The 11,012-nt window shown below is 71.2% G+C and carries 7 protein-coding genes and 1 pseudogene; 2 read left to right on the forward strand and 6 right to left on the reverse strand.

Annotated features, from left to right (window positions below):
- Positions 1–31: 31 nt before the first annotated feature.
- The 3 genes from IF11_RS0116255 to IF11_RS0116265 form a co-directional block, all read right to left on the reverse strand.
- Positions 32–1,360 carry an NAD(P)/FAD-dependent oxidoreductase gene (locus IF11_RS0116255; protein ID WP_051745971.1) on the reverse strand — a complete coding sequence of 443 codons (1,329 nt, stop codon included), beginning with the start codon at positions 1,358–1,360 and terminating at the stop codon, positions 32–34.
- On the reverse strand, positions 1,357–2,832 hold the full coding sequence (locus IF11_RS0116260; protein WP_078490720.1) for an FAD-dependent oxidoreductase: 1,476 nt from the start codon (positions 2,830–2,832) through the stop codon (positions 1,357–1,359). The genes IF11_RS0116255 and IF11_RS0116260 overlap by 4 nt, the downstream gene beginning before the upstream one ends.
- A 97-nt stretch (positions 2,833–2,929) precedes the next feature.
- Positions 2,930–4,414, reverse strand: a complete 1,485-nt coding sequence (locus IF11_RS0116265) for an FGGY family carbohydrate kinase (protein WP_051745972.1) — start codon at positions 4,412–4,414, stop codon at positions 2,930–2,932.
- An 815-nt stretch (positions 4,415–5,229) separates the two neighbouring features.
- On the opposite strand from IF11_RS0116265, the gene IF11_RS0116270 reads away from it, so the two are divergent.
- Together IF11_RS0116270 and IF11_RS0116275 are read left to right on the forward strand one after the other, a co-directional pair.
- On the forward strand, positions 5,230–6,237 hold the full coding sequence (locus IF11_RS0116270; RefSeq protein WP_030352321.1) for a hypothetical protein: 1,008 nt from the start codon (positions 5,230–5,232) through the stop codon (positions 6,235–6,237).
- Between the two features lie 94 nt (positions 6,238–6,331).
- Positions 6,332–7,861 (forward strand): amino acid permease, encoded by a 1,530-nt coding sequence (locus IF11_RS0116275; RefSeq protein WP_030352322.1) that lies wholly within the window; start codon positions 6,332–6,334, stop codon positions 7,859–7,861.
- Between the two features lie 138 nt (positions 7,862–7,999).
- Here IF11_RS0116275 and IF11_RS0116280 read toward each other — a convergent pair whose 3' ends face one another.
- From IF11_RS0116280 to IF11_RS0116290, 3 genes and pseudogenes are all read right to left on the reverse strand, one after another.
- A complete protein-coding gene (locus IF11_RS0116280) occupies positions 8,000–8,896 on the reverse strand; it encodes a glycoside hydrolase family 75 protein (RefSeq protein ID WP_051745973.1) in 897 nt (298 codons plus the stop codon).
- Between the two features lie 66 nt (positions 8,897–8,962).
- Positions 8,963–9,457, reverse strand: coding sequence for an NUDIX hydrolase (locus IF11_RS0116285; protein WP_030352324.1), 495 nt, complete (start codon positions 9,455–9,457; stop codon positions 8,963–8,965).
- Between the two features lie 363 nt (positions 9,458–9,820).
- Positions 9,821–11,012: pseudogene (locus IF11_RS0116290) on the reverse strand (coagulation factor 5/8 type domain-containing protein); the annotation flags it as partial.

The raw sequence follows: 11,012 nt of genomic DNA on the forward strand, positions 1-11,012 counted from the left end.
CGTGCGGCGCGGCGGCACCGCGGCCAGGGGCTCAGCCCGCGCTGATCACGACCGGGCCGCCCCCGGGGTCGGCGCGGTCGATCCAGTCGGCGGAGGCGTACAGCGGCCGGTTCGGCACCGCGCCACGCCGCAGCCGTGCCCGGTGCAGCACCCGTCCGTCCTGGCTGACGACGAGGAACGACAGCCGGTCCGCCGAACGTGCCGTACGGAGCGTGAAGCGGCCCAGCGGCGGGCGCGGACCGCGCGGGTCGATACGGTTCGGCGCGACCCACCGCAGGGGCGCGTCCACCTCCACCGGCACCTGACCGCCCGGCCACGCGCCGTCCGTCAGATACCGCAGCACGGGCCCGGCGACGAGCCGGCCCTCCCGGGCCGCGGTGCCCGCGGGCTCGATGGCGTGCAGCAGATTGCCGACGGCGAAGACGCCGGGCGCGGCCGTACGGAACGCGGTGTCGACCGCCGGGCCACGGGTGCCCCGGTCGAGGGCGATCCCGCCCCGGCGGGCCAGCTCATGGTCGGGGATCCAGTCCCCGGTGAAGACGACCGTGTCGCAGCCGACAGTCGTCGTCCTGCCGTCGTCGTGTCGCAACGCGACGCCGGTGAGCCGGCCCCGGCCGAGCAGCTCGGTGACGGTCGTGCCGGTGAGCAGCGGAACGCGGTGACGCAGCCGGGACCCGAGGCCCGAGGCCCAGGAGGACTGGTGGTGCGGCTGTTCGGTGACCATCGCCGCGATCTCCACGCCCGCGCTCCGCAGCGTGCGCGCGGCGGAGTAGCTGACGGGTTCGGCGCCGATGACGACGGCCCGTACCCCGATCCGCTGATGGTGCAGATGGACGGCCTGTTGCAGCTCCCCGGTGGTGAACACCCCGGCCGGCCGTGTCCCCGGCACCAGCCGTGCGCCGCGCGGACGTTCGCGCGCGCCGGTGGCGAGCACGACCGCCCCGGCGGAGAGGCTTTCCAGGCCCTCGGGTCCGGTGGTCTCCACGGTGAGCGGCCCGGGGCCGCCGGGGGAGTCCTCGCGCCCGTGATGTCCCGCCCAGCCGGTGACGGAGACACCGGTGCGCAGCGTCGCTCCCGCTCCGGTCGCCAGATCGCGCCAGTGGCGGGCGTACGCGGGACCGCTCATCGGACGGTGCAGATCACGCACCCCGAATCCGGTGTGGAAGCAGTGGCGTGGGACGCCGCCGGCCTCTTCCTCGCGGTCGACGACCTCGACCGTACCGGCGCCCGAGGCGGCCAGTCGCTCGGCCGCGGCCAGACCGGCCGGACCCGCGCCGACCACCAGCACATCGACCGAGCGCCGCCGCCGGCCGGGGCCGGGGACGGAGGACACGGCGTCCCGGTCTGCTGTCGCGCTCATGGTCCGACCTCCGGCCGCAGGGATGGCTCGCCGCCGCCGGACGTGCCGGACGTACTGAACGTGTCGGGGGCTTCGGGGGCGAGCAGGGCGCGCACGGTGGCGCCGCAGTAGAAGCCCTGGCACCGGCCGCCCCGGGCACGGGTACGCCGCCGCAGCCCCTCGGGCGAGCGGGGCGGGACGGTACTGGCGAGGGCGTCGCGGATCTCCCCGCGCGAGACCCGTTCGCAGTGGCAGACGATCCTGCCGTACTCCGGGTCCGCCGCGATCAGATCGGCGCGTTCGTACGGCCGCGGTGACGCCTCGCCGATATTCGGCATCCGTAGCGGTTCGAGCTCCCGCGCCGCGCCCAGGTCCCGGCCGGAGTCGGCCAGCAACTCCACGACATGGGCGGCGATCGCCATGGACGCGGTCAGCCCGGTGGAGCGGATACCGCCCACGGTGATGTAGCGCCGGCCGGGATGGGACCGGATGCGGTAGTCGTCGTCCTCGGTGGCGGCGCGCAGCCCCGCGTAGACAGCCGTCACCTCCTCGTCGAGCAGCTCCGGCATGATCCGTCCGCCCTTCTCCCGCAGGAAGTCCAGCCCCTCGGCCGTCGATCCGGTCGCCGCCTTGTCGTCCAGATCCTCGGCGGTCGGGCCGAGCATCACATTGCCGTACACCGTGGGCGCCACCAGCACCCCCTTGCCGAGCGCGGTGGGCACCGGCAGCAGGATGTGCCGGACCAGATCGCGGGCGAACTTGTCGAAGACCATGAGCTGACCGCGTCGCGGGGTGACGGTGAAGTCGGTGCGGCCGAGCAGCCGGTCGATCTCGTCGGAGTACAGTCCGGCGGCGTTGATCAGCGCGTGCGTCCGCAATACGCCACGGCCGGTGGTCAGTTCATGCGGCGTCTCGTCGCCGAGGGCGCCGGCGACGCTCTCCACGCGGCAGTTGAGATGCAGATCCGCCCCGGCCCTGACGGCCTGGGTGGCGTACGCGAGCGTCGTCGTCCAGGGGCAGATGATGCTCTCGCCGGGGACTTCGAGCGCGCCGAGCGCGCCGGGGCCGAGATGAGGCTCGCGGGAGTACAGCTCGTCCGCGCCGATGATCCGTGTCGCGTGGTACTCATTGCGCTCGGCCTTCTCCGCCAGCCTGGGCAGCGCGGCCAGTTGTTCCTCGTCCCACGCGACGAGCAGGGCGCCGAGCGGCTCGACGGGGATCCCCGTCCGCGAGGCGTACTCCGCCAGCCGCCGCTGTCCCTCGCGTACGAGCCGGGACTCCAGCGAACCGGGCACGGCGTCGAAACCGGTGTGCAGAATGGCCGTGTTGGCCTTGGACGTGCCGTCGCCGACATCGTCGGACGCCTCCACCAGCGCGATCCGCAGCCGGTAGCGGGTCAGTTCACGGGCGATGGCCGTGCCGACCACTCCGGCGCCGATGACAGCGACGTCGTACACCTCGTCCGGCAGCGTGCCCGAGGTCGTGACAGTCATGGTGCTCCAGGGACAGGCCGGGACGGGGGTTCGGGCCAGGGTTCGATTCGCGTGGGTTCTCTTCGCGTTCGCTTCGGTACGTTCCGGGACGCGCGGCTCAGGGCGGGGGAGTACGGTCGAGCAGCGCCGCCACCTCCGCGCGGAAGACGTCCAGACGCTCCGCCGCCTCGTCCGCGCCGATCCTCGGCTCGTAGACCGCGGCCGGTTTCCACTCCGGGATCACCTGCCGCAACGACTGCGCGGGATCGAGACCGAGACGCGCGAGGGCGCCCACCCCCAGCGCCGTGACATCGGGCAACGCCGAGACCTCGACGGGCCGTTGCAGCAGATCGGCCTGGGTCTGCATCAACAGCGCCGACCGGGTCAGACCGCCGTCCACCCGCAGGCTCGTCAATGGCGTGCCGAGCTCGGTGGCCACCGCGTCGGCCAGCTCCACGACCTGGGCGGCGATGCCCTCGCAGAGCGCGCGGACGAGCTGCCCCGGGCCGGTGTCCAGGCCGAGGCCGGTGATCGAGCCGCGCAGATCGCCGCGCCACCACGGCGCGGCGAGTCCCGCGAGCGCGGGTACGAAGGTCACGCCGCCGCTGTCCGGTACGGAGGAGCCGACCGTGTCGAGATCGGCGGCCCCCGAGATCACCCCGAGATCCGTCAGCCAGCGCACGGCGGAAGCGGCCGTGTAGACCTGTCCGTCGAGGCAGTAGCTGGTGTGTCCGTCGAGCCGCCAGGCGACACAGCTGACCAGCCCCGACGTCCCCCGGCGCGGCAGGCCGCCGGTCTGTGCGAGCAGGAACGCGCCGGTGCCGTATGTGCACTTGGCGGATCCCGGTTCGGTCACATCCTGGGCGAGCAGCGCCGCCTGCTGGTCGACGAGCAGCCCGGTCAGCGGGATCTCGGCACCGAAGGCGCTGGTCGTGCCGACCGGTCCCGCCGCGTCGACGATTCGGGGCAGCGCCTCGCCGGAGAGCCCGAAGATGTCCAGCGCCTCCGGTGACCAGTCGACCCGGTCGAGGTCGAGCAGCTGCGTGCGCCCGGCCGTGCCGGCGTCGGTGACGAACGCGCCGGTCAACTGGTGGATCAGCCAGGAGTCGCTGGTGGTGACGGCGCCCTCGCGGGTCAGCTCGCGCCGGATCCAGGCCATCTTGGGCGCGGCGAAGTACGGGTCCAGTGGAAGCCCTGTCAGCTGCCTCAACCGGTCGTCATGCGGCGCGAGTTCGGCGCAGAGCGGTTCCGCGCGCCGGTCCTGCCAGACGATCGCGTCGGTGAGCGGCGTGCCCGTACCCGGATCCCAGGCGAGCACCGTCTCGCCCTGGTTGGCCAGACCGACGGCCGCGACCGGCTCCCCGGCGTCCGCGAGCGCCTGGTGCCCGGCGTCGAGTACGGAGCGGAGCAGGACGGCGGGATCGACCTCCACCATTCCGCCGGAGCCGTAGCGGGGCGGCGCCGGGGCCGAACCCGTACCGATCACTCCTCGTTCGGGGCAGATGACCAGCGCCTTGGTGGACGAGGTTCCCTGGTCAAGGGCGAGTACCGGCAGGGTGGTCGATCCGGCGCGGGGGTGGGGCGAGTGCTGGGCTGGCGGCATATCCCGTTCTTCGGTCGCGGAGGGGGCACGAGGTCGCGGCGATCGCGGCGGGGTCCTGATCGCTGAGCGAAAGCGTGATGCAGGCCAGAGCGGGCGTCAAGGGTTCTCTGGACCGTCCGTGCGCGGGTGCGACGGCGGTCCGTCCCCGCGCTCCGAGGAAATCGTCCGGGCGTCGCCGCCGGAGGGCGTCCAACCTGCTTTGATCAACAGAGAGTTGCGAAAGATCAGCAAAGTGTTCGAGCCATGTCACTCTGACCCCTACACTGATCGCCGCAGTGGCAGGGAGTGCTCTTCGGCTCTTCCTCACCTGCGGCATGGCAGGTCTGTGCCTTCTGCGACGACGCCGGATCGCTCCACCCCCCACCGTCCTAGAGGATCTATGACGAACATATTTTCAGCCAGGCGCCTCCTCGGGCATGCCCGGCTCAGTACGTCCTGTAGGCAGCCCGCGGCGGCCGGCGTCTCCCGGCCGCCGCGGCACGGGAGTTCCGGAATCCCGGGACGGGGGAGCATCCGTCACCGCCGTGTCCCCGGGCCACCGGGGCCGGGAACGGAGGGCCGGTGCTAGGGCGTGTTTCGGAAGTAGCGCCGTCCGCCCGCAGGGCGGGCCTGGCGCCCGCCGCGGCAGCGGCAGGATGTCGCTGCGGTGCGTGCGATCGCAAGGCGGAGGGTCGCCCCAGTACTGGACGTACTGGGGTGATCCCGACAACGCCGCGAGCGTGCGTGCCAGGCGCCGCCAGGCAGGCGGGACTTCCGAAACAGGCCCTAGCTTCCCCCGCCCCGCCGTCCTCGCGCGCGCGGACGGGGCCGAGCTGATGGCGAGCGACAATATGCGCCCCGTCTACCACCCGGCGGGCCACGACAACGAACTGCGCGCCGCCGTCCAGGATCTGCGCACCGGCCGCTGGGTCTCGATGCGCAACCTCCTTGCCGACACGCCCGATTGGGCCCTGTGGACCCAGCGCACCCAGGTGCTCGCCACCGTCGCCGCCGGCTCCGACGCCGTACAGGCATGGCTGTCCGAAGAGCCCAGAAGCGTCGCCGCACTCGTGATGCACACCCGCGTCCTGGTGGAGCGCGCCGTACGGGCCCACCGCGAGGGACACGCCCGCACACAGGAGCTGTGGCAGCAGGCATGGGAGGCGTGCGGCACCGCCGCGCGCCAGGCTCCCGCCGACCCGGTGCCCTGGGTATGTCTGCTGGCCCTGTCCCAACTCGACGGCAGGCAGAGGCTGGAGGAACACCGGCTGGCGCCGCCGGGGCCGATGCTCTTCCCCGGTCCCTGGGCCCTGCTCTCGGAGGCCGACAAACGCGATCCGTACAACCGCGAGGCGTACCACCGCATGCTCCAGTTCGTTTACGCGCGGCGGGCCGACGGATCACTCTCGGAAGCGGTCAACTTCGTCCAGTGGGCGGCCTCTTCGGCGCCCGAGGGCTCGGCGCTGCACGTCATGCCGTTGTTCGTACGGGTGGAGCGCTACCGCCGGGAGAACGGCCACGAGAAGGCGCTCGACCTCCACTGGGTCACGGAGGACGCCACCCGTGACGCGCTGCGGGCCCTGCAACTGTGGTTCGACCACGCGGTGCTGGCCGAGGCCTCGCTGCTCGACCTCAACCAGCTGGCGCACGCGCTGTGGGGATCGCTCCAATTCGAGGCGGGGGCCCGGGTGTTCGAGGCTCTGGGGCCGTACTACGTCTCCGTGCCGTGGGCGTATCGTACGCGCAGTCCCGGCGACGCCGCGCAGGCCGAGGACGTGTTCCTGCGCGCCCGCGCCCGGTGTCTCGCGGCGGCCCGCGACCCGCGGGGCGGGCCGGACGGCTGAGCGGCACCCACTGCGAAGCCGCTCGCGTCCCCACCCCCCGGCAGCACCTTCCGTACCCGTCCCCCCTTGTTGTTTCTCACCGGAGGTACATTCCATGTCCACGTCGCCACCGACCTGGTCGAAGGCCGGTCCGATGCCCCAGAAGGACGAAGAGCAGCGGCTGCGTGAGCTCGGCTACCAGCCCGTCCTCGCCCGCCGCATGGGCGGCTTCGGCAACTTCGCCATCAGCTTCTCGGTCATCTCCATCCTGTCCGGCTGTATGACCCTGTACGGCTTCGGCATGGGCACCGGCGGCCCTTCGGTGATGCTCTGGGGCTGGGCGGGCGTCGGTCTGTTCGTGCTGTGCGTCGGCATGGCGCTGGCCGAGGTCACCAGCGCGTATCCCACCTCGGGCGCCCTCTACTACATGGCCGACCGGCTCGGCGGCCGTAAGTGGGGCTGGTACACCGGCTGGCTCAACCTGCTCGGACTGCTCGGCGCGATCGCGGGAATCGACTACGGCGCCGCGCTGTTCACCGGAGCCTTCCTCAACCTCCAGTTCGGCTTCAGCCCCACCCCGGGCTGGACCTTCGTCATCTTCCTGTGCATCCTGCTGCTGCACGCCGTGCTGAACCTGTTCGGGGTCAAGCTCGTCAGCGTGCTCAACTCGATCAGCGTGTGGTGGCATCTGGTCGGCGTCGCCATCATCGTCGGCGCTCTGGCGATCGTCCCCGACCACCACCAGTCGCCGTCGTTCGTCTTCACCGAGTTCGTCAATGACACCGGCTGGCAGAACCCGCTCTACGTGGCCGCCATCGGGCTGCTGCTCGCGCAGTACACCTTCTGCGGCTATGACGCCTCGGCCCATCTCTCGGAGGAGACCTCGAACGCCTCCGTCACCGCCGCGCGCGGGATCGTCCGGGCCATCTGGGTCTCCTGGATCGCCGGCTTCGCCCTGCTGGCCGGTCTCACCTTCGCCATCCAGGACTACGCGGGCGCCCAGAACAGCGCCACCGGCGTGCCGCCCGCGCAGATCCTGATCGACGCCCTCGGTACGAGCGGTGCCACGGCGCTGCTGCTGCTCGTGATCGTGGCGCAGCTGTTCTGCGGCAACGCGGAGGTCGCGGCGGCCAGCCGGATGGTCTTCGCGTTCAGCCGCGACAACGCCCTGCCGGGCTCCGCGCTGTGGCGGCGCGTCAGCAGCCGTACCCAGACCCCTGTCCCCGCGGTCTGGCTGTCGGTCATCGTCGCGGGTGTGCTCGCCGTGCCGTCCCTGTACTCCGCGACGGCGTACGGCGCGGTGACGGCCATCAACGTCATCGGGATCACCCCGGCGTACGCCATTCCCATCTTCCTGAAGCTGCGCGCCAAGGACCGCTTCGAGCCGGGACCTTGGACTTTGGGGCGCTGGAGCAAGCCGGTCGGCTGGATCGCCGTGGTGTGGGTGGCTCTGGTCACCGTCCTCTTCTGCCTGCCCCAGTCGAACCCGGTGACGATCGACTCGATGAACTACGCCGTGATCGCCCTGGCCGTGGTGCTGATCCTGGCGACCGCCTGGTGGTACATAGCCCGTGGCTCGTACAGCACCCCGCAGGCGTACGGCAACGCGCGCGAGCAGTCGGAGATTTCGGAAGGCATCGTCTGAGCCTTCTCCCGTCCGGAAGGACGCGGTGTGTGCGGCGGGGGTCCGGCCCAAGGGCGGGGCTCCCGCCGCACGTCTGCGATGTCTGCGCGGTGCTCTCGTCTCCCGTCGGCTATCCGGTGTTCTTCCCGCCGGCTCCGCTCAGTTGTCCCTGATGAATTGTTTCGCCAGCTCGTCGCCCCGCCGCGTGATGGTCTCCTGGTCGTCCAGCCGGGAGATCTCGGAGTCCTTGAAGACGATGTACGTCACGCCCGACGGGACTCCGCCGCCCGAGGGGTCGGGCACGATTCCGAGCGCGCGTGCCGTCGCGTACGACGCCTCCCCGATGATCCCCGGTGGGCCGGTGTCACCGACGACGGCGTACTCCACCTTGTCGCGGTGGATGACCGCCGCGACGGATCCGCCCCGGATGCCCGACGAGCGGAAGTTCCAGATGGAGCTGGACAGCGGCACGACGATATAGGGCAGCTCCTCCGCATTGAGCGCCCGGCCGTCGGCCTGGGTATAGGAGGTGGTGTCCTGGTAGTAGGGGTCCGCCGAGGGGTTGCAGTGGGCCGTGGCCTGGCCGTCGCAGTCGATGTCCATGTCGGCCTCCCAGAACACGGCGCCCCTGGCGTCGCAGACCGGGATCGTGGCCGGAGTGCTCTCGCGGGTGCGGTACCGCCCGTTGGAGATCTGGTCGCAGCCGCCGGCCCGGGACAGCAGAGCCGCCGCGGTGACCGGTCCGTCCTCGGGGAACCCGTCGCGCCTGAACGATTCTTTACCGGCGGGCGGCCCGGCCGCGGGCCCCGGCGCGCCGTGGCGTTTGGGCGATACCGGGGCGGACGGTACGGGGGCGGGCGTAACGGGGGCGGGCGATACAGGGGCGGACGCCACGGGGACGCGGGCCGCTGGGTCGAAGGACAGGGGGGTGTGCGGAGCGGGGGCGTGCGGCGCCTCGGCGGGCAGGGCCAGGGCGGGGAGCACGGTCGCGGGGAAGACCGCGGCGGCGAGCAACGCCGTACTGGCGGCGACGAAGACATGGGGACGACGGGGCACGGAGAAGATCCCTTTCCTGAATGAACCGGATGGACGGCGCGGCCTGGCGGCACCTGGATGGCGGGGTCAGCGGCTGGGCGGGGACGGCCTGTGGCCGTCACCTATGCACTCGCTCAGCCGGTCGAGGAAGACCCGCTGCCCCGTCACCAATGGCTCCACGGCGTTCTCCAGGGAGAACCAGGCGACACGGTCCAGCTCGGGGAATTCGCGCAGGACACCCGATCCTCTCGGCCACTCCATGGTGAAACTGCCGGGCACGGCGAGGGCGGGATCGAGATCCCCCTCTACGGCCCAGACCGTGACCGTCTTGCCACCCCGCTGCCGGACCTCGCCGAGCGGGATCCACGGTCCGTCGGGCGGTGGCAGGCCCAGTTCCTCCTGGAACTCCCGGCGCGCGGCGTCCTCCGGCCGCTCGTCCGGTCCGTGCTCACCTTTGGGGATCGACCAGGCGGCGGCATCGCGGCCGGACCAGAACGGCCCGCCCATGTGCCCGAGGAGCACCTCGGCACCGGTGTCCGTGACCCGGTACACGAGGAGCCCCGCGCTCTGTTTGCCCGACATCCCGTCAGTCTGGGCACAGGTTCATAACGGTGCATTCCGGGCATCGGCTGTTTGTGCGGGTCTCGCTCGCGTCTTCGATGCAGACGTTCCGCGCCCGGCCCGTGGGCGGCGGGGCCTTCGGCGCATCATCTGGCGCGTCACGGGAAGCCGCAGCTTTACGGTGTGCCGCCCGGCCGATCGTATGAATGGTTGCGCCGTACGAGGGCGCTACACCGGGTCAGTGCACGGCGTCGGCCCACGGGTCGGGTAACGGGCGGGGCCCGGCCTCGGCGCGTGGTGCGCGGTGCGAGGCCGGGCCCCTTCACGCGGGACCTCGTACGGGACGTCGTACAGGACGTCCTGTGGGACCTGCTGTGGGACCTTCTACGGGAACGAGGTCACCGTCGAGGGAATCGTCGACGTGCCCGAGGTGGGTGACCCGATGCTGTTGATCACATGGTTGTACTGGCCCATGCCGCCCAGGGAGACGACCAGCAGATCGTGGAACCTCACTCCGGGTTTCACCGGCGCCTGGAAGCCATGGTCCTGCTGGATGGTCGAGTCCGAGGTGTAGTTGCAGTAGCTGCCCAGACCCCAGCCCTCATGGTTGTTGACGGTGTCGGCGACCTTGTAGGCGGCGTAGCCCTTGATGGTGCCGTTCTGGATGGCGGCCTGGTTGGGGGCGTCGTACGCCTTCTCGTTCTGGAAGAAGATCGTCCTGCCGTTCTCGCCGTACCACTCCACGTCGTACTTGTTGAAGTGCTCGACGAAGAGCCCCGTGGCCAGCACATCGTCACCATTGACCCGGATACCGTAATCCGCGCGGTTGGTCTCCCAGCCGACGCCGGCGCCGTGGTCGGCGCGCCAGACCCAGGTGTGATCGATGATCGTGTCATCGCTGTTGATCACCATGCTGGTGGTGGCCTTGCCGGGGCCGGCGCCGCCGATCCTGATGAACACGTCCTGCACGGTGGTCGGGTTGGCGGAGTGGTCCGTGGCCGCGCCCTGCGGGCCGACCTCCAGAAGGGTCGGAGAGTTCACCGGACCGGCGTCGATCAGGAAGCCGGCCAGCTTCACCCCGTCCACATCCGCGACCTTCATGGCGGTCACCCCGTTGTCCGGGACGATCGTGGCGAGCCCGAGCCCCAGCACGACGGTGTTGGCGCGGTTCACATTGATCGGCTGGTCGACGTGGTAGATGCCGGGCGTGAACAGCAGATTGAGCCCCTGGGCGAGCGCCTGATTGATCGTCGCGGCGGTCGCGCCCGGCTTGACGACATAGAACTGGTCGAGCGGCAGGGACTGGCCCTGCGGCGCGCCATTGCCCCAGGTGGTGCCGCGCGCGTTGGTGCGCTTGGCGGGGACGAACACCTTGTACGCGTTGCCGTCGAGGTAGAGGAAGGGTTTTTCGCGGGAGACGGGGGTGGTGGTGAGGGTGGTGTAGGGCGGGTTGGGGAAGCTTTGGGCGGGGGCGCCCTCGACGCCGGAGAAGGTCATGTTCCAGACGGCGTTGGTCCAGCCGCCGACGGAGCTGTCGCGGGTGTACCACTGCTGCTGGGAGTAGGGGCCGACGGTG

It is taken from the genome of Streptomyces scopuliridis RB72 (genome assembly GCF_000718095.1).
Classification (GTDB): domain Bacteria; phylum Actinomycetota; class Actinomycetes; order Streptomycetales; family Streptomycetaceae; genus Streptomyces; species Streptomyces scopuliridis.

Coding starts and splice junctions, on each gene's coding strand:
- IF11_RS0116255 (WP_051745971.1), bottom strand. CDS start 1,360: ATGAGCGCGACAGCAGACCGGGACGCCGTGTCCTCCGTCCCCGGCCCC.
- IF11_RS0116260 (WP_078490720.1), bottom strand. CDS start 2,832: ATGACTGTCACGACCTCGGGCACGCTGCCGGACGAGGTGTACGACGTC.
- IF11_RS0116265 (WP_051745972.1), bottom strand. CDS start 4,414: ATGCCGCCAGCCCAGCACTCGCCCCACCCCCGCGCCGGATCGACCACC.
- IF11_RS0116270 (WP_030352321.1), top strand. CDS start 5,230: ATGGCGAGCGACAATATGCGCCCCGTCTACCACCCGGCGGGCCACGAC.
- IF11_RS0116275 (WP_030352322.1), top strand. CDS start 6,332: ATGTCCACGTCGCCACCGACCTGGTCGAAGGCCGGTCCGATGCCCCAG.
- IF11_RS0116285 (WP_030352324.1), bottom strand. CDS start 9,457: ATGTCGGGCAAACAGAGCGCGGGGCTCCTCGTGTACCGGGTCACGGAC.